This window comes from Xenorhabdus sp. IM139775, from assembly GCF_028598745.1.
Taxonomy (GTDB): domain Bacteria; phylum Pseudomonadota; class Gammaproteobacteria; order Enterobacterales; family Enterobacteriaceae; genus Xenorhabdus.
The window spans coordinates 1-17919 of the sequence record NZ_JAQRFK010000067.1 but is presented as its reverse complement, the minus strand read 5'-3'; the positions used below and the strand labels follow the sequence as shown (position 1 = coordinate 17919).

Annotated in this window: 16 protein-coding genes and 3 pseudogenes; 3 read left to right on the top strand and 16 right to left on the bottom strand. The window is 47.8% G+C overall.

The genetic code is table 11. The annotated features are described in order from the left end of the window. Nucleotides 1-37: 37 nt before the first annotated feature. The 13 genes from hpaC to PSI17_RS13270 all read right to left on the bottom strand — a co-directional run bounded on the left by hpaC (nucleotide 38) and on the right by PSI17_RS13270 (nucleotide 12941). The gene (gene hpaC / locus PSI17_RS13330) at nucleotides 38-556 is read right to left on the bottom strand and encodes a 4-hydroxyphenylacetate 3-monooxygenase, reductase component (protein ID WP_273552435.1); all 519 of its coding nucleotides are present in this window, start codon (nucleotides 554-556) and stop codon (nucleotides 38-40) included. A gap of 20 nt (nucleotides 557-576) precedes the next feature. Continuing rightward, nucleotides 577-2139, bottom strand: a complete 1563-nt coding sequence (hpaB, locus tag PSI17_RS13325) for a 4-hydroxyphenylacetate 3-monooxygenase, oxygenase component (RefSeq protein ID WP_273552434.1) — start codon at nucleotides 2137-2139, stop codon at nucleotides 577-579. A 197-nt stretch (nucleotides 2140-2336) separates the two neighbouring features. Further along, nucleotides 2337-3086, bottom strand: coding sequence for a hypothetical protein (locus tag PSI17_RS13320; RefSeq protein ID WP_273552433.1), 750 nt, complete (start codon nucleotides 3084-3086; stop codon nucleotides 2337-2339). Further along, nucleotides 3067-3990 carry a 4-hydroxyphenylacetate catabolism regulatory protein HpaA gene (hpaA, locus tag PSI17_RS13315; protein ID WP_273552432.1) on the bottom strand — a complete coding sequence of 308 codons (924 nt, stop codon included), beginning with the start codon at nucleotides 3988-3990 and terminating at the stop codon, nucleotides 3067-3069. The genes PSI17_RS13320 and hpaA overlap by 20 nt, the downstream gene beginning before the upstream one ends. Before the next feature lie 55 nt (nucleotides 3991-4045). Next, complete coding sequence (gene hpaX / locus PSI17_RS13310) at nucleotides 4046-5416, bottom strand: 4-hydroxyphenylacetate permease (protein WP_273552431.1); 1371 nt, start codon at nucleotides 5414-5416, stop codon at nucleotides 4046-4048. Between the two features lie 121 nt (nucleotides 5417-5537). After that, nucleotides 5538-6305, bottom strand: coding sequence for a 4-hydroxy-2-oxoheptanedioate aldolase (hpaI, locus tag PSI17_RS13305; RefSeq protein WP_273552430.1), 768 nt, complete (start codon nucleotides 6303-6305; stop codon nucleotides 5538-5540). Nucleotides 6306-6339: 34 nt separating this feature from the next. Beyond that, nucleotides 6340-7143, bottom strand: coding sequence for a 2-oxo-hept-4-ene-1,7-dioate hydratase (hpaH, locus tag PSI17_RS13300; RefSeq protein WP_273552429.1), 804 nt, complete (start codon nucleotides 7141-7143; stop codon nucleotides 6340-6342). Between the two features lie 6 nt (nucleotides 7144-7149). Further along, entirely contained in the window at nucleotides 7150-8652 is a 1503-nt protein-coding gene (locus PSI17_RS13295; protein WP_273552428.1) for an NAD-dependent succinate-semialdehyde dehydrogenase, read from the bottom strand. A 75-nt stretch (nucleotides 8653-8727) separates the two neighbouring features. Continuing rightward, entirely contained in the window at nucleotides 8728-9117 is a 390-nt protein-coding gene (locus PSI17_RS13290; protein WP_273552427.1) for a 5-carboxymethyl-2-hydroxymuconate Delta-isomerase, read from the bottom strand. A gap of 13 nt (nucleotides 9118-9130) precedes the next feature. Continuing rightward, complete coding sequence (gene hpaD / locus PSI17_RS13285) at nucleotides 9131-10012, bottom strand: 3,4-dihydroxyphenylacetate 2,3-dioxygenase (protein ID WP_273552426.1); 882 nt, start codon at nucleotides 10010-10012, stop codon at nucleotides 9131-9133. Between the two features lie 72 nt (nucleotides 10013-10084). Continuing rightward, entirely contained in the window at nucleotides 10085-11551 is a 1467-nt protein-coding gene (gene hpaE / locus PSI17_RS13280) for a 5-carboxymethyl-2-hydroxymuconate semialdehyde dehydrogenase (protein WP_273552425.1), read from the bottom strand. Then, nucleotides 11548-12312, bottom strand: coding sequence for a fumarylacetoacetate hydrolase family protein (locus PSI17_RS13275; protein WP_273552424.1), 765 nt, complete (start codon nucleotides 12310-12312; stop codon nucleotides 11548-11550). The genes hpaE and PSI17_RS13275 overlap by 4 nt, the downstream gene beginning before the upstream one ends. Beyond that, a complete protein-coding gene (locus PSI17_RS13270) occupies nucleotides 12309-12941 on the bottom strand; it encodes a fumarylacetoacetate hydrolase family protein (RefSeq protein ID WP_273552423.1) in 633 nt (210 codons plus the stop codon). Before PSI17_RS13270 ends, PSI17_RS13275 begins: the two co-directional genes overlap by 4 nt. A 387-nt stretch (nucleotides 12942-13328) precedes the next feature. On the opposite strand from PSI17_RS13270, the gene hpaR reads away from it, so the two are divergent. Continuing rightward, the gene (gene hpaR, locus PSI17_RS13265) at nucleotides 13329-13766 is read left to right on the top strand and encodes a homoprotocatechuate degradation operon regulator HpaR (RefSeq protein WP_273552422.1); all 438 of its coding nucleotides are present in this window, start codon (nucleotides 13329-13331) and stop codon (nucleotides 13764-13766) included. 172 nt (nucleotides 13767-13938) lie between these two features. On the opposite strand, the gene PSI17_RS13260 is transcribed toward hpaR, so the two are convergent. Beyond that, entirely contained in the window at nucleotides 13939-14976 is a 1038-nt protein-coding gene (locus PSI17_RS13260) for a zinc-dependent alcohol dehydrogenase family protein (RefSeq protein ID WP_273552421.1), read from the bottom strand. A gap of 207 nt (nucleotides 14977-15183) precedes the next feature. Here PSI17_RS13260 and PSI17_RS13255 point away from each other — a divergent pair. Next, a pseudogene (locus PSI17_RS13255) lies at nucleotides 15184-15495 on the top strand (deoxygluconate dehydrogenase); the annotation flags it as partial. A gap of 107 nt (nucleotides 15496-15602) precedes the next feature. Here the strand turns inward: PSI17_RS13255 and PSI17_RS13250 are convergent. Both PSI17_RS13250 and PSI17_RS13245 read right to left on the bottom strand, forming a co-directional pair. Further along, nucleotides 15603-17189, bottom strand: coding sequence for a condensation domain-containing protein (locus tag PSI17_RS13250; RefSeq protein WP_273552420.1), 1587 nt, complete (start codon nucleotides 17187-17189; stop codon nucleotides 15603-15605). A gap of 479 nt (nucleotides 17190-17668) precedes the next feature. Continuing rightward, nucleotides 17669-17785 (bottom strand): annotated as a pseudogene (locus PSI17_RS13245) (Fe-S cluster assembly protein HesB); the annotation flags it as partial. Nucleotides 17786-17845: 60 nt separating this feature from the next. Here PSI17_RS13245 and PSI17_RS17330 point away from each other — a divergent pair. Then, a pseudogene (locus PSI17_RS17330) lies at nucleotides 17846-17919 on the top strand (IS630 transposase-related protein); the annotation flags it as partial.

The window sequence follows — 17919 nt, the reverse complement described above, 5'->3', positions numbered from 1 at the left end:
TTGAGGATAATATCTTTGTTTTAAATATGTTTTTGCTTTAAACCACTGTTGCCATGGCTTTATCCATCACCGGATGAAAGCCGCGCTTAAAGTAAATCAGCCCATGACCTTCTTCATGAACAATAATCTGTTTTATTTCCACCAGATAGACATAGTGAGTCCCTACTTCCTGTACTTGCTCAATACGTCCCTCTAAATTGGCGAGTGCTCCTTGCAGCAGGGGTTGCCCCAATACGCCGGTTCGCCAGATATCCCAATTGAAGCGCTCTTCCATGCTGATACCCGTCATGCCAGCAAAATGGCGTGCCATTAATTCCTGTTCATGATTCAGGATATTGACACACAGATGACCATTTTCCTGAAATACCGGATTCATGGTGCTCTTGCGATTAATACAGACCATTAAAGTCGGAGGCGTATCAGTCACAGAGCATACCGCTGTTGCCGTAATACCGCAGCGCCCTGCAAGACCATCCGTGGTGACGATATTCACCGCAGCGGACAGGCTTGCCATCGCATCCCTAAAACGTAAGCGATGTTCATTTTCTACAGACATAATAGCCTCCTGCTACTGACTTATTTCAGCAGCTTATCTAACAGGTTAATATCACGGTTATTGTGTAAGTGGGGTCGGGTCCAGCCATTCAAATCATAGTCAGAGAGACAGCGATCCACCAATTCCGTCATTTTCTTCATGTTGCCGGAGCCATAGGCATGGCGCAGGCATTGCAGGCGAATTTCGTCCTGACTGCCGGCATAATTGATTTCGTATAACTCGTGGCGACCGCCGAACTCACTGCCAATGGCATCCCACATTAATTTCAAAATTTTGATGCGCTCTACGTGGTCAATACCATTAGAGCCACGGACATACTTTTCAATATATTGATTGATTTCAGGGTTATTCATGTCACGCACGCTGGATGGCAGATAGATCAGGCCGCTGGTGACGTTGCTTTCAATAATATTCTTGATTTTTGTGTAAGCCATGGGTGCCATCACGCGATAAGTTTGAATCGCTTGGGTATCGGGCAGATAAGCACCATTTTCCCACGGCTTGGCTTCTGCCCACATCGCATCGGTCAATGACCAGAACAGATTGCGCCACGCAACCACTTCGCCCAAATCGGCCTGAACACCACGGAATTCCACCACGCCGGTGCATTCAAGGCTTTTTTGCAGTAGCGCCGTAATGAAATCCAGTTTAACCGCAAAGCGCACGCAGGCTTGCATGGGGAACAGCCGTGCAAAACCACTTTGCACCGCCCAATGACGGGCGCGATCAAAATCGCGATAAATTAACACATTTTCCCATGGAATTAATACCTTATCCATCACCAGAATGGCGTCATTTTCATCAAACCGGCTGGAAAGGGGGTAATCAAAAGGGGTTCCGGTCGCACCGGCTACCAATTCATAGGAGGCGCGGGAGATTAATTTCACGCCGTCGGCGTCCATGGGAGCAACAAACATCAGGGCAAAATCAGGATTGTCCCCCATGACCTGAGCAGAACCAAAACCGATGAAGTTATAGTGAGTCAGGGCCGAATTGGTTGCGACGACTTTGGCACCGCTGACAATAATACCGGCATCAGTCTCTTTTTCTATCTTGATAAAGACATCCTTGACCTGATCGGCGGGTTTATGGCGATCAATCGGTGGATTAACAATCGCATGATTGAAATAGATGCAGCTTTCCTGAATGCGTTTATACCAGATGCGGGCATTGTCAGCAAATTGGCCATAATACTCAGGATAGGCACCTAATGAGCAACAGAATGCCGCTTTATAATCAGGTGAACGCCCCATCCAGCCATAGTTTAGGCGTGACCATTCAGCAATGGCATCGCGCTGTTGGCGGATGTCATCCGCGCTGGTGGCGAAACGGAAAAATTTGTGTGTGTAGCCACCATTTCCGGTATCGGTATCCCAACAGAGGGCATTGTGAGTTTCCGGGGCATGAAGAGCATCATACAGTTGGCCAATTGAAGCCGCGGCATTGCGGAAAGCCGGGTGGGTTGTCACATCTTTGACCCGTTCACCATAGATGTAAATTTCGCGGTTATCCTGAAGTGAACTCAAATATTCTGCACTGGTAAATGGGCGTTTATGATCAGCACGCAAGTTTTCTAGTTTCATAGCAACCTCATGTTCCGAAAAATCCCCTGATTTTGGTTTGTTATCCATATGGGGGTTTATGTGTTAATTTTGTGTTTATTGCATTGCTTGATTGAAGCGGCTAAACGGTCTCTGTTGAAGAGACTTTCGGAAGGTTTACTGGTACTTTTCGATAAAAACAGATGATTTGTTGCGTAAATGTGATCGGCTTTGTGTTTTTACTCATAGCGGTACATCAGTCTTAATGTGCCATTAAAAAAAGTGCTGAGATTTTGACCATTAGCGAGAAAGGCTTTGTTATCCCACGGGTCACAAATGACGGCTTCAGGGTTCCAGCTTGCTGATTGATGCGGTTCACCCTGATTTCTGCCAATCACAATAAAAGCATGGTCACTGATCCCCATGTCATTAATGATGACGAAACGTTCAAGTGGACGGGCACCTCGCAGCAATAAATAAGTAAAAGCAATTTGTGATTTTTCATTACAATTACCCACACCCGCCTCTATGGCATAGTTATTGGAAATTAATCGTTGCCTGATGATATGGGCCTGTGGTTCTTTCGCGGCATAATATCTTGCAGGATGAGTAATTCCCGGCTCTTGATTGATGATATCCGGATATTTTTTCATGGTATCGGTAGCCCGATTTTTATAATAATTATTTAATGTTTCTTGTCCTTTTTCACGGAAGGTCTGGAGACGCCGATTATAATAAGTTCTGTTTGAAGGTGGAGAGTGTAAATGTTCTGGCAATTGGTTTGGCGAGATAATGCCAAGTGTCATATTAATATGTTTAATCGCTTTGTTTGCCAGATATAAATTTAATGCCTTTCCCATCTTTTCCTCCAAAGGGCACTCCGCCGGCATAAGGCTGAGTTTGCGGGTCAGTACTGCGGCCGGTTGTTCTACCAATGACGATAATTTTGCCCATGTTTGAGTGGATATTTTATTTATTCCCGCCTCCATTCGTTTCCCGCCAAACACTCGGTGAACACCCCACCAATCGGTTAAAAAATCGGGTAAAGTAGGCCGGGTCTTGAAACCCGAGCTGATATGCTACTTCAAATACGGGACTGTCACTAAACAGCAATAACCGTTTTGCCTCCCGCAGGAGCCGGTCAAAGATCAACTTTTTCGGTGGACGATTAGCAAAGCGCCGGCACATATCTTTCAGGCGTGATTCCGTCATTCCCAATTTTTCCGCATATTCCGGCACGGCAAGATGCTGGTGATAATATTGATCAACCAATTGGTTAAAATGCTGGAACAGTTTCAATTCGCCTTTGACACCCCCGCAGCGGTGATCATCAAGGGGAATGCTGCGCAACAGGAAGGTAAACAAGGCTTGGGCCAGAAAAGCCAGTGATTGCTCGCGTCCCGCAAATTGATTGGCAGATTCACGCCCGATCAGTGCCCAATAATGGTTGAATGTTGCCAATTCACCCGGTTTATCCGCGACAGAAAGACAAATAGCCGGGATATCAACCCATTCCCGGTGAGTGGGATAAAGCGAGCTGAGCAAGGGTGTAATCAATTCCTGACGGACAGTCAGTACATGACCATCAGTATCTTCCTGAGTAAAAAAAGCGTGGGGGACAGAAGGTGGAGTCAGGATAAACAGCGGGGCTTGCACGGAATAGTGCTGTTCGTCCAGTTGCAGTTCAATCCGCCCTGTCACCAGATAATGCAGTTGGAAAAAACCATCGTGGCGGTGTGCCTGCATATCACGCCCGAAAAATGCAGCCATGTGACCAAAAGTTTGGTAGTGAACATCATCCGTGCCTTGGGTTTCATCATAATCTTTGCTGATATCGATATTGGTGATGATGGGTTTGATCGTGTTGGATTTGATCGTATTGGATGCAGACATCGATGCTCTCCCGTCTCTAATGGTTGGCTCAGCTAGCTGAATATCTTGCTGTTATTTACGGGGTTACCTGTGGCCGTGCCTGTTTCATCGGGATCAGGAAAACCATCAGCGCACCGATAACCAACAGCCCGGCGACGAAATAAAGCCCAGCGTTGAAATGACCCGTTTGATCCCTCAGCCAGCCGATCAGCAGGGGGCTGACGGCAGATCCCACATTGCCGGTGGCATTGATCACGGCGATCCCCACTGCGCGGGCGTGCAGGCTGATCGATTGATCCGGCGTTGTCCAAAATACGGCCATCGCCGTAAACGATCCGGTGGAAGCCATCATGATCCCCAGTAGTTGCACCATGCTGTTATCGGTCAGCGACGTTAATATCCAGCCGACGGCGGCAAACAAGTAGGGCAGGGCGGTGTGCAGTTTGCGTTCTTGTCGGCGATCTGAGCGGCGGCTCCAGTAAACCATGCCCAAAATCGTGCAGAATTGGGGAATGGCCGTCAAAATACCAATGGTGACATGGCTGCTGCCCTGATTGAAACTCTGCATAATCTGTGGCGTCCAGATATTAATGGCACTCAGGGTATTGGTCAGGCAGAAATAAGCGAAGGTGTACATCAAGACGATCGGGGTAAAAACCTCCTGCCATAAACGTCTTTTTTGTTGTTGTTGGGAATACTGATCGGGCGGCATGACAGAAATTTTATCGTTGTCTAGCATCGCTTGCAGGCATTGCTTATCTTCACGCGTCAGCCACTTGGCTTTTTCCGGTGAATCATCCAGATAAAACCAGACCGCAAAACCGAGCAAAACAGAAGGGAAGCCTTCCAGTAAAAACAACCACTGCCAGCCGCGCAGATCCCAGATGCCATCCATGGCCAGGATATAACCGGAAATCAATGAACCGAATGCCATTGTGACGGGCATGGCGATCATAAACAGCGCATTGGCACGTGCACGATAATAGGCCGGAAACCAATAAGTCAGGTAAACCAAAATCCCCGGCAAAAAACCGGCTTCCGCAATCCCTACCAGCATACGCAAGATATACAGACTCGTGGGCCCCGTGGCAAACAGGGTGGCGGTGGACGCGATCCCCCATAACACCATAATGGTCGCGATCCAGCGCCGCGCCCCCACAATGCCCAACATCACATTGCTGGGAATGCCGAAAATGACATAAGTCGCATAAAACAGCGTCGCGGCCAGCCCAAACATGGTGGAAGTTAAACCGAGATCTTTTCCCATCGTCAAACCGGCAAAGCCAATATTGATGCGATCCAGAAAAGAGAAAACGAACAGGACAAAAAGAAACAGGATCAGGCGCCGGAATAATTTATTGATGACACTTTGCTGTTGGACGGTCAGCTTGTGAAGTTGATGAAGCGTATTGTCTGATTTTGGTAGGGCGTCAGGCGAAATGCTCATGGTTGTTTCCTTTGTTTTGTTGACGGCTTGCTTGTCCTTTGCAATGGCCGATGTCGCGATCAGCGACCTACAAACATCAGCCATATGAGATCATTATTTTTGTCGAAACACGGTTCGTTGCTTATTTACCGAAACGCTTTGCCAAGGCGTTGGCTGCTCCGGTTAATAAACTGGTATCAACCCCTACCGCAACAAATCGCGCCCCCAGATTGAGATAATGTTCCGCAGCATCAGCATGGGTCATCAAAATACCGGCGGCCTTGCCGAACGATTGGATCTGAGCGATGGCATGTTCAATGGCCGCCTGAACTTCAGGATGTTGCGGGTTGTCGAGATATCCCATATCGGCACTGAGATCGGCCGGACCAATAAACACCCCATCGACACCTTCGACAGCCGCTATTTCCGGTAAGTTTTGCAGGGCTTCACGGGTTTCTGCCTGAACCAGTACACAGATTTCGTCATTGGCACGGGATAGATAGTCAGGAATGCGGTTCCAGCGAGAGGCGCGTGCCAGCGCACTGCCTACGCCACGAATACCGGCGGGGGGATAGCGAGTCGCCCTGACCGCTTCACGTGCTTGCGCCGCATTTTGAATCATCGGGAACAATAACGTTTGTGCACCAATATCCAACAACTGTTTGGTGATCACCGGATCATTCCACGCCGGACGAACGACCGGCTGGCTCGGATAAGGGGCAATGCCCTGTAATTGGGCAAGGATGGTGGCAATATCATTGGGAGCATGTTCACCATCAATCAACAGCCAATCAAATCCCGTTCCTGCCAGTATTTCCGCGCTATATCCACTGCATAACCCAAGCCATAATCCGATTTGCGGCTGCCCTGTTTTCAGGGCATGTTTAAATTTATTTGTTAGCTGATCCATGATATTACCTCAAGAGATGTCAAGCCCATGATGTTCAACTAAAGTGACAGCTAATTGAACCTAACACGCCGTAATCCACATGAAAGGTATCTCCTTTACGTGCGGGAACCGGGCGGGTAAAAGAACCGGCCAGAATAATCTGGCCTGCTTCAAGTTGCACATCATGGGATGCCAGTTTGTTGGCAAGCCATGCCACGCCATTGGCGGGATGATTAAGCACCGCAGCTGCCACGCCGGATTCTTCAATTACCCCATTGCGGTAGAGCAGGGCGCTGACCCAGCGCAGATCCCGTTCATCCGGTTTGATCGGCCGCCCGCCCATCACCACGCCGGCATTGGCGGCATTGTCAGAAATCGTATCGAATACCTTGCGTGGACGCTGCGTTTCGGGATCGATGTTATGACAGCGAGCATCAATAAGCTCCAGTGCCGGAATGACATAATCAGTCGCGTTATAAACATCAAACAGCGTACAGTTTGGGCCACGCAGGGGCCTTGCCAGCACAAAAGCCAGCTCAACCTCAATCCGTGGCACAATAAAGCGTTCGCAAGGGATATCACTGCCGTCTTGAAAAAACATATCATCCAGCAGGGCACCGTAATCCGGTTCATTAATCTGTGAACTGGCTTGCATGGCTTTCGATGTCAGACCAATCTTGTGTCCCTTGAGAACCCGGCCTTCCCTGAGTTTCAAATCCACCCATTCACGTTGAATAGCGTAAGCATCCTCGATGGTGATCTCTGGATAATCCAGTGAGATTTGGCGGATCTGTTTGCGGTTTTTCTCCGCCAGATGTAAACGGCGAGCAACCTGTGATACGACTTCTTGCTGTAGCATAGCGTGTTAAACTCCTTTCGCTTCTAACCCGCCAAAACAGAGGTATTTCACTTCCAGATAATCCTCAATACCGTAACGTGAACCTTCACGTCCCAGCCCGGATTGTTTAATACCGCCAAATGGGGCTATTTCGTTGGAGATCAAACCCTCATTGATGCCGACCATGCCACTTTCCAGCGCTTCCGCCACACGGTAAATCCGGCCAATGTCGCGGGAATAGAAATAAGCCGCCAGACCGAATTCCGTGTTGTTGGCAATCCGGATGGCATCGTTTTCATCACAGAATTTGATCAGGGGTGCCAGAGGGCCGAAGGTTTCTTCGCGGGCAACCAGCATGGACTCACTGACATCCGCCAGTACTGTTGGCTCAAAGAACAACCCCCCCAGGGCATGGGATTTGCCTCCCGCCAGAATACGCGCGCCGTTGGAAACCGCATCGCTGATATGTGCCCGTACTTTTTCCACCGCCGCTTGATTAATCAGCGGGCCTTGCTGTGATGAGCTGTCGGTCGCCGGCCCGACTTGAAGCTGTTTCACGGCATGTGCCAGACGCTCTGCAAAAGCATCGTAAATCCCTTCCTGTACCAGAATGCGGTTGGCACAGACACACGTTTGCCCACTGTTACGGAATTTCGCCGCCATTGCGCCCGCTACCGCAGCATCAAGATCGGCATCATCAAACACAATAAAAGGTGCATTACCACCCAGTTCGAGCGAGAGCTTTTTCACCGTATCGGCGCTTTGTGCCATCAATAACTTGCCAACACGGGTAGAGCCGGTGAATGAAAGTTTGCGCACGACAGGACTTGACGTCAGCACTTCACCTATCGCTTTGGCATCCATTCCTGTCACGATATTGAAGACGCCCGCCGGAATGCCGGCCTGTTCTGCCAATACGGCCAATGCCAACGCAGAGAGTGGCGTTTCGGCTGCGGGTTTCAGCACCACCGTACAACCCGCAGCCAGCGCCGGCCCCACTTTGCGGGTGATCATCGCATTGGGAAAATTCCACGGTGTGATCGCCGCAACGACACCAATCGGTTGTTTGATGGTCGCGAGATGACGCCCCGGCATTGGAGAAGACATGGTTTCGCCATAAATACGTTTACCTTCTTCGGCGAACCATTCGATAAAACTGGCACCGTAAGCAATTTCTCCCATTGCCTCGGCGTGGGGTTTGCCCTGTTCGGTACTCAGTATTTCAGCCAAGGCCGTTTGATTTTCCATCATCAGATGGAACCATTGCCTGAGTTTCTGGCTACGCTGTTTCGCCGTCAGCGACCGCCATGCAGGAAGGGCATCGTGGGCAGCTTCAATGGCGGCCTGTGTCTCTTTGGCACCCAGATCACTGACATTAGCAATAACTTCTCCGTTGGCAGGGTTAGTGATTGCAAAAGTCGTTTTATTTTCCGCATCAACCCATTGGCCACCGATATAAGCCTGTTGACGCAGCAAGGTTGTATCCAAGTGGATCGTATTTAGGTGACTTGTTTTCAGGTGACTTGTCATGGCTTCCTCTTACCGTCCGCAGCGTTGATTGGCTGCGGTTAGAAATCGTTTGGGGATAGGGGGCTTTTGTCGTTGTTACGTTTTTGCTTTAAACAGGTGATGAACGTTATTGGATTTATAATTCAGCACAGGATCAAGCTCTTCCATCGTGAAAGAGAGGCCGAGATAACGTTGTGCCATCAATTCACCGAAATGCGCTTTAATTAAATCAAACAACATTTCGCCGACTTTTTGCCGTTCGGCAAGGCTGCGGCCGGCACCAATTTTCAGTGTCATGTGAACAAACGCATAATCCTGCTGACCATCGGCCATTTGCCAAGTGTCCAACCAAATGGCACGGCTGCGGATCCCCCCCAGTGGAAAAATGCCCGTCTCTGCCAGTGCTTGATTCACTTTGGCAAAGAGTGCCGGCAACTTGGCTTCTTCACGGATATTCTCTGTACACTCAGCGTAAAAATGTGGCACGGTTTTACTCCTCTCAGGCGTCAGCTTGATGTTGATGAACGATATTATCCGGCAGCGGGAAAACGGCGTTAACCTGCCCTGTTCCTGAGCTGGCGAACAATTCTGTCAAAAATTCCACCTTGCCGTCATACTGGTTCCAGCCGAGCAGTCCCAGCAGCATCACGGTATCGTGCATGTTACCTTCTCCCCGGCAATATTGTGCATACTCCGGCAGCATTTTGCAGAACTCCTTGAACTTTCCTTCCTTCCAAAGCTGGACGACGCGATGATCCATCTGCTCATCAAACTCACGGGTATAACTGTTCATGCCCTGTTCGGCACGCTGATCTTCAATAAAACTATGCGACAGCGAACCACTTGCCAACACGGCAACCGTGCCATCGTATTTTTGGATTGCCCGCAAAAGCGCTTCTCCCAGTTTGCGGCTGTCTTCAAACGCATGGACAGTACAAAAGGCAGAAATTGAAATGACTTTGAAATGGCGATCGCTGTTCATATAGCGCATGGGCACCAGTGTGCCATATTCCAGTTTCAGGCTGGGTATCTCGTGTGACTGGGCACGAACACCCATCTGACGTGCTTCTTCCGCAATCAACCTGCCCAGTTCAGGATTGCCGTCATATTCATAGGTCATATCGCGGATAAAATGGGGTAGCTCATTACTGGTGTAGATGCCGGAAAAATGGTCGGAGCAGTTAATATGATAAGCACTGTTAACCAGCCAATGCGTGTCAAAGACAACAATCGTATCGACCCCCATCTCACGGCAGCGCCGGCTGATCTCTTTGTGTCCGTCAATGGCACCTTGCCGGCAACCGTGATGCTTGCCCGGCAATTCAGACAGATACATAGAAGGTACATGTGTAATTTTCGCTGCTAACGCTAACTTTCCCATAAATCTTCCTTATCGCCCAATGCGAATTGCCCGAATTTTCTGCCTCAAACTTTTTGTCTCAAACTTTCTGTCTCAAACACCCCAACGAGGAATAGGGTGCTCTCCCATTGAGATACAAACGTTCTTCACTTCGGCAAACACGTCGAAACTGTATTCCCCGCCTTCACGCCCCACACCGGAGGCTTTTATGCCACCAAATGGCTGGCGCAGATCGCGGACGTTCTGGGCATTGACAAACACCATGCCGGCTTCAATGCCACGTGCGAGGCGCAAAACTTTGCTGACGTCCTGTGTCCAGATATAGGAGGCAAGGCCATATTCCACCTCATTAGCCATCCTCAGCCCATCTTCTTCACTCTTGAACGGCAACAGGCAAGCGACAGGGCCGAAGATCTCTTCTTGGGCCACCCGCATATGATTATCCACATCAGCCAAGACCGTCGGGCGCAAGAAGTTGCCATTTTTCAGATGAGCGGGTAAATCGGCGGGCTTCTCGAAACCGCCGGCCAACAATGTGGCACCTTCTTCGATCCCCAGACGGATATAATTGGAGACTTTTTCCCAGTGTTGCTGGCTGATCAGGCTGCCAACCTGAGTTTGTGGATCTTGGGGATCACCGACCCGCAGCCGATTGGCGCGTTCAGCAAAACGCTTAACGAATTCAGGGTAGATACTTTCTTGGATGAAAATGCGGGAACCTGCCGTACAGCGTTCGCCATTGAGGGAGAAAATGGTGAACAGAGCCGCATCCAGTGCGCGTTCAATATCGGCATCTTCAAAGATGAGAACCGGGGATTTTCCGCCCAGCTCCATGGAATATTTTTTCAGTCCGGCATGTTGCATAATCAGGCGACCCGTCGCTGTCCCACCGGTGAAAGAGACAGCCCGCACATCAGGGTGTTTGACCAGCGCATCGCCGGCCGTGTTACCGTAGCCCTGTACGACATTCAGCACCCCGGCCGGAATGCCGGCTTCCAGCGCCAATTCCCCCAGACGGTCGGCGGTCAGCGGGGAAAGTTCGGACATTTTTAAAACCGCCGTATTGCCCAGTGCCAGACAGGGAGCAACTTTCCACGTTGCAGTCATAAAAGGCACATTCCACGGCGAAATCAGCGCACACACCCCAACCGGCTGGATTAAGGTATAGTTGAGCATCTTGTCATCAACGGGATAGGTACGCCCGTTCATCTGCTGGCAAATTTCAGCGAAGAAATTAAAGTTCTGCGAAGCCCGTGGGATCAGGACATGTTGTGTCTGGTGGATGGGAAGCCCCGTATCTTGGGTTTCCAGCGCCGAAATTTCGGGAACATGTTGGTCGATTAACTCACCTAAACGGCGCATCAAACGCGCGCGCTCTTTCATCGGGGTATTGGCCCATTTGGGAAACGCGGTTTTGGCCGCGTCAACGGCTTGGGCGATCGCTTCTTTGCCACCTGATGCGACTTCGGCCAGCACTTCGCCCGTTGCCGGATTGGTCGTTTCGAAATAAGTTTCGCTGCCGACATTCTTGCCGTTAATCCAGTGGTTAATTAGGGTCATGACAAACTCTCCTCATAGGCTTGCTGGCTGACAATGTGATTGACCAAACGCCCAACCCCTTCGACTTCCACGATGACTTCATCTCCGGGAACAACATCGGACAACCCCTTGGGCGTGCCTGTCGCGATCATGTCGCCGGGTTGCAAGGTCATAAAATCGCTGAGATAGGTGATTAAAAAAGGGATGTCGAAGATCAAATCGGCCGTGGTGCCTTGTTGGCGCAGTTCACCGTTCACCCAAGTTTTTAAGGTCAGATTATGCGGATCAGCGACCTGTTGTTTATCGATGATCCAAGGGCCGATCGGGGTCAGCGTATCGCGGCTTTTGACCCGCAGATTAGGACGATAGTAATTTTCCAGATAATCACGAATGGCGTAATCGTTACAAACGGTATAACCCGCAACGTAATTCATGGCCTCTTCTCTGGAAACTTTGCGGGCGGTTTTACCCATCACGACAACCAATTCTGCTTCATAATGCATGTATTCCACATTATCTGGCCGGACAGAAACCTGCCGGTGCCCGGTTAAGCTATTGGCTGCCTTGATAAAGATCAGAGGCTCTTCGGGTGGCTTAAACGCCAGCTCCGTTGCGTGATCGGCATAATTCAGCCCCAATGCGAACAGCGTTCCGCTGGCGGGGGGAAGCCATAAAACCGTGTCACCGCTGACCGTATTTCCATCCGGCAAGAAGACATTTTCCTGTTCGTCAACAGCCACATCGAGATCCTGACCCTGATAATGAATTCTGGCGTATCTCATGGCTGATCTCCTGCCAATCCAACCGTATTTTCCAAGTGAGGAAAGCCCTTAGCCCTGATTGTGATGTTATCCGCAGGATGGAGGGTAATACGCTGATGGGGCGTTCCCAGCAAAATGGCATCCCCCTCTTTTAACGTGGCGAATTCGCTTAATGCCGCCAACAATTCGGGTGCGGAACGGACAAGATCCTGAGTAGACCAACGATCAACTTCCCGCCCGTTAATTTCGGTCACGATATCGAGTGATTCTACTGAGCTGGTTTTGACCATTTGGCCTATCGGACAAAAACCGTCCCGGCATTTTGCTTTAATGGCAGGGCGATAAAAGGATGTTTCAGGCAGGCTGACTTCGTTTGCCAATGCGTAGCCCGCAATATACTGCCCGGCATCCTGAACGGAAATTTTGCGGGCTGTTTTTCCAATTAGCAGCGCCAAAGTTGCGCCACTTTGTACTGTTTCTCCTGCGGGATGAGGGATCACATCCCCTGAATGAATCACCGTATTACGGGGTTTGATAAACCAAATCGGCGTTTTGGGGGGTGTTTTATAAGGTTCTTCGTTAAATGCCTCATACCAGAAACTGAGCTGGCTACTATGGTTGAGGGCAACGGCAAAGACAGTGCCTTTCATTGACTGCTCCTTAAAACCTAAATGATGTATTGCAAGACATATTATTAATATATTAATAAGTCATGTTTGATCAATCTTCAATATGTTAAATGAATTGTTAATTTTAATTGTGATCTGTGTAACAACATGGGATCGGTCGTCATTGTTACTACACGGATATCAACCTGTTATATTTTTAATCAGGGTCATTTGAGATTGAATTTAACTTTTGGTTAACTTTTTTGAGGGGGAATGGCTTTATTTATTTGTTAATATTGAAGTCTTTTCCCTTTGTGGAAGATTATGAGCGTGTTAGTCTTTTTGATGTTCATGTTGTCTATAATAAATAGCGTGAGCGTTAAACTTATAGAGAATGACTGGCGATTAACTAAAGAGTCACTTTTACTTATGCATGAATCCCTGACAATTGCATTGCTTCAAGCGAGAGAAACCGCAATGGGTTTTTTTCGGCCTATTTTGAAGAGCTATAATTTAACCGAGCAGCAATGGCGTATTATTCGTGTCCTTGCGAGTAGCCGTTCTATTGATTTTCATGATCTCGCTTGCCTCACTTGTATTTTACGCCCGAGCCTGACAGGCATTTTGACACGCATGGAGCGTGATGGGCTTATTTTCCGTCTGAAACCGATGAATGATCAGCGTAAGCTGTATGTCTCTTTGACTCCGGTTGGCCAAGAACTCTATGAGCAAGCAAAAGGGCAAGTAACTGAGGGTTATGAGGCGCTTGAAACCGCTTTTTCTCCAGAAAAACTGACCCAACTTTTAGGCTTGTTGGATGAATTTAATGCTATCGGGAACCCCTATCAAGAAAATTTGGATGAATAACGCGAACTCTGGATTGCCGGTTTATTAATGTATTAATCAGTTAATTCATCAAGAAACCCAGCATAGTATTCACCGTAATATAAAGGCCGCCGTAATGAATTACATCAGAACACTAATGTCGTATATTGCGGCGGCTTTTCTGTTTTTTAATCAGGAATACCGGCTGTGCCCATTATGCTGACAAAACAATTTTCAATGCTTTCTCTTTCGCGGCATTACTGAATACTTCATAAGCCGTTTCTATCTCATTCAATGGATAATGATGGGTGACCAGCTTTTCGGGTGCAATTTTGCCGGATTCAACGCTTTTTAGCAGCATGGGCGTACTGCTGGTGTTGACCAATCCCGTGGTAATGGTGATGTTTTTGATCCAGAGACTTTCCAGATGCAGGTCAACGGATTTGCCGTGGACACCCACGTTGGCAATAAACCCACCGGCGGCAATGATATCCTGACATATGTTGAACGTTGCCGGGATGCCCACACACTCAATGGCGACATCGACACCAATTCCGTCAGTCAGTTTGTTGATGATTTCGACGACATTTTGCTTGGTCGGGTTGATAACCGTGTTAGCACCAAACTGTCGGGCGACGCTAAGGCGATTATCATCAGTATCAATCATGATGATATGGGCCGGGGAGTAAAATTGTGATGCCAGTAATGCGGATAACCCGACAGGCCCCGCACCAATCAGGGCGATAGTCTGGCCCGGTTGAACCCGGCCATTGATAACACCAATTTCAAGCCCGGTTGGCAGGATGTCACTGAGCATTAATGCCGCCTCTTCATCGACACCTTTTGGCAGACGATGCAGGCTATTATCGGCATGGGGAATACGCACTTTCTCTGCCTGTGTACCATCAATTTTATGCCCTAAGATCCAGCCACCATCTTGACAGTGTGCATAGAGCTGGCGTTTACAATAGTGACAACTACCGCAGACGGTGATACAAGAAATAATGACTTTATCGCCGACTTTGATATTGCGGACAGACTCCCCGATTGATTCAACGATCCCAATCCCTTCATGGCCCAATGTCCGGCCTTTCTCGACAGTGGGAACGTCGCCCTTGAGGATATGCAGATCGGTGCCACAGATAGTCGTTTTGACGATGCGGACGATGGCATCGGTGGGTTCAATGAGTTGGGGTGGTACTTTTTCTTCCCAGCGTTTTTTTCCGGCTCCGTGATAAATAAGTGCTTTCATATAGCCCCCTTCACAGGTGATGGTTGTGGTATCGAGTAACGTCATCCCTCGTGGTTGAATCTCCCCATGGTGATGTTATGTATAGCACAAAATGGCAGGGCTATGCTGTCAACGTTCAAGTAAGATTGGCTTTCTCAACCGTAAATATCAATAAATCTAATTGATAGCGTGACGGTTTTCATTCAGCTTTATCACTGATACTGATTCTGCTATATGCCCCAATTTACCGAATCTGTCGCTCATCCGGCATTCTTTGCTGCCAAACATGCGATGAGTGGTTTTAGCCAAAACTTAGCCCATCATTTAAGCAAAGAGAATATTCGCGTAACCGGGCTTTATCCATCTGACTTTGAACTGAATGGCTTTGATGAAGTTCTGGATAATAAGAAAAAAATGGGAGAGCAAATGCTTAACGGCCGTTCAGTATGGGAAACCCTCCGGTTTGTTATCACCCAACCCCGTAGCTGCCACATTAAAGCGATTTACTTCCAAGGCCCGACTTTTAAGGATTTTGAGTAAGTGACCGTCAATAATCCGTGGTCATGGCACCACTGAGTTCAGCCATCATCTGGCGTGATTTATCTGCTTGGTTAGATGATCACGCCATGACCTCACCGATTGTCAGCTTAACTCGCTTCTTTCAGTGAATCGTCGCTTTGTGCCCCCAGATATTCCAGCTCGCCATTTGGCAGCCAGCGCGCCTGTTCGCCGGTACGGTAGAGCCACTTATCATGAGTATGTTGAACAAATGGATTGGCAATAAACGGCTTTTCAGCCAACGCTGATTGTACCAAATATTGATTGTCCAGTTCTGGCCCAGAGAGATAAAGTTCTCCCTTTAATCCCATTGGCACCATCTGCAATCGTTCATTCAACACATAGGCTTGGACGCCAGCCAGATGGTTATGTCGTTGTGATTTTCCGTATTCCAGCAATGTCTGTGCCTGATCAGGCGTCAGCAAAGAAAACTGGGCTATCGGGGTTGTGGGATGGGTCAGGGCATTAACCAGCAATTGCTGGAATTGTTCACCTAACGCTTTGATTTGTTTTGCATGGAACAGGCCGGGATGATAGCGGATGCGAAAAGCCCAATGATCCTCTTCCAGATGATATTCCATTATCCACTCTGTCGCCGTTAAATCATTATTGAAACGATTACCGTAATGGGCTTCACAACCGTCTAATTCCAGACTGATATCCCTAAAACTGGCCTGATTGATACCGACATTGAGCTTGTTGACCAGATGCGCGGGCACAGCCTGAAATAGGGGCAAACTGGAAAAACGCAGATCAGGTTGCGCCTTTAATGATGCGCTATAGTTTAACGTCGCCTGATAAAGGGAATTAAAACTGTCCGTTTCATTAAAACGCAGGGGAAAAACAACGGCATTGATTTGGGCGGCCAGTGAAACTGATTCCCCGCCAGCAACTGCAATAGGATAGATAAGGTGAGCTTTACCGGTTGCAGTATATTGGGCGACTAATGTTGCCCACAACGTTTTAAACACGAGGAACGGCTTATACGGGGTTAAAGACTGTGTGAGGCTCTTCCAATCTTTTAATGGCAAGTTGAAACGAAATTCATTAGGGAATTCAGGCTCACCTATCGCTTGCTGGGGCAAATAGGGCAACGGATTACGGTCAGTCATCTCTGACAGACATTTTTTCCAGTATTGTTCGGGGTGATATTTGTCCAATAATTTTAACAGTTGGTGATCTTGCTCAAATTTCGCTGCCGCTTGTTGCAGTGTCATGGGCGAGTGACGCAGAGGACGTTGATTATACAGATCCGATATATTGTGGAAGAATTCTTCTATACCCTGCCCGTCACCGATAATGTGGTGCAGGGCAATGAATAGGTGAAACTGCTGTTTTGCCTCTTTGATTAAACCAAAACGAACCATTGGCCCTTTTCTGAGGTCAAATGGCCGCAGGGCAAACTGATTCAAGAGTTCTTCATTATTAGAAAGGTAGGTGAACTCAATATTATCTGAGCCAAATTTCCAATATAACTTATCGTTTTCCTCTTCAATCCGATATTTGAACAAAGGATAAAGATTAAGAAATTCTTGTAACGCCCATTTTAATCGGCTTTCATCCAAATTACCTTTAATGCTCTGTTCTATAACAATACTGCATTGAGATGATTGCGGTTCGAGAACCCATGATTTCCAAAAGAATTGAATAAATGGAGAGGCCAGAATCTTATCCATATGAATACTCCGCTATGATCCTAAATTCAATACAGATTGAGATATGTTTTCAGGCATGATTAATCTGTATTTTAGTGATATGGGAAAAGGGTGAGTTAAATCAGTTCCAATAATGAAATCGATTGGATAAATAATCACTATTGTAAGAAATAACCTATTAATATTAAATAACATGACTTCATGGCAATTTAGATTTTAATCGTTCGATTATTTTGTCTGGCAGAAGAGGGGGGGGTTTATTAATACTTAGATTTATGGTGATTTTTTTCATTGATGCAGTGATGTCATGATTAAACTATTTGTTTGAAAAGGATACCTATAGATTGGCAGCGATTAAAGATTATTTTGACTAAATCAATATCTATAAAATATTAGGGGTAATCATTTGTTATTATTTAACCGTCGTGTTGATTATGATGGCGTGATCAATATGCCATGATCATATGATCACGCTTTACGCTGATTCCGGATTTAGCCGCTCAACCGGCATTTCCTTGCCGATACGCCAGTGCGACGGTCAAGGATTGCACCAAACACAAGGTGGCAGACTGAGAACGGAACGCATCAACCTGTGCTTCCTTCACCACAAAGCAGATATAGCAGAATCATAATACTGTGTCATAATACCCAAATTCCAATGACAAGGCAGAGTTGAAATGGGTTACAGTCTCGATTTCCGAAAAAGAGTTTTGGCATACAAAGACAAGCATTCGTTGACGTTCGAACAAAC

Excerpts from the sequence above, each read along its gene's own strand:
- hpaX (WP_273552431.1), bottom strand. The coding sequence starts at position 5,416 with ATGAGCATTTCGCCTGACGCCCTACCAAAATCAGACAATACGCTTCAT.
- hpaE (WP_273552425.1), bottom strand. The coding sequence starts at position 11,551 with ATGACCCTAATTAACCACTGGATTAACGGCAAGAATGTCGGCAGCGAA.
- hpaB (WP_273552434.1), bottom strand. The coding sequence starts at position 2,139 with ATGAAACTAGAAAACTTGCGTGCTGATCATAAACGCCCATTTACCAGT.
- PSI17_RS13275 (WP_273552424.1), bottom strand. The coding sequence starts at position 12,312 with ATGAGATACGCCAGAATTCATTATCAGGGTCAGGATCTCGATGTGGCT.
- hpaD (WP_273552426.1), bottom strand. The coding sequence starts at position 10,012 with ATGGGAAAGTTAGCGTTAGCAGCGAAAATTACACATGTACCTTCTATG.
- PSI17_RS13295 (WP_273552428.1), bottom strand. The coding sequence starts at position 8,652 with ATGACAAGTCACCTGAAAACAAGTCACCTAAATACGATCCACTTGGAT.
- hpaR (WP_273552422.1), top strand. The coding sequence starts at position 13,329 with ATGCATGAATCCCTGACAATTGCATTGCTTCAAGCGAGAGAAACCGCA.
- hpaH (WP_273552429.1), bottom strand. The coding sequence starts at position 7,143 with ATGCTACAGCAAGAAGTCGTATCACAGGTTGCTCGCCGTTTACATCTG.
- hpaI (WP_273552430.1), bottom strand. The coding sequence starts at position 6,305 with ATGGATCAGCTAACAAATAAATTTAAACATGCCCTGAAAACAGGGCAG.
- hpaC (WP_273552435.1), bottom strand. The coding sequence starts at position 556 with ATGTCTGTAGAAAATGAACATCGCTTACGTTTTAGGGATGCGATGGCA.
- hpaA (WP_273552432.1), bottom strand. The coding sequence starts at position 3,990 with ATGTCTGCATCCAATACGATCAAATCCAACACGATCAAACCCATCATC.
- PSI17_RS13320 (WP_273552433.1), bottom strand. The coding sequence starts at position 3,086 with ATGGAGGCGGGAATAAATAAAATATCCACTCAAACATGGGCAAAATTA.
- PSI17_RS13260 (WP_273552421.1), bottom strand. The coding sequence starts at position 14,976 with ATGAAAGCACTTATTTATCACGGAGCCGGAAAAAAACGCTGGGAAGAA.
- PSI17_RS13270 (WP_273552423.1), bottom strand. The coding sequence starts at position 12,941 with ATGAAAGGCACTGTCTTTGCCGTTGCCCTCAACCATAGTAGCCAGCTC.
- PSI17_RS13250 (WP_273552420.1), bottom strand. The coding sequence starts at position 17,189 with ATGGATAAGATTCTGGCCTCTCCATTTATTCAATTCTTTTGGAAATCA.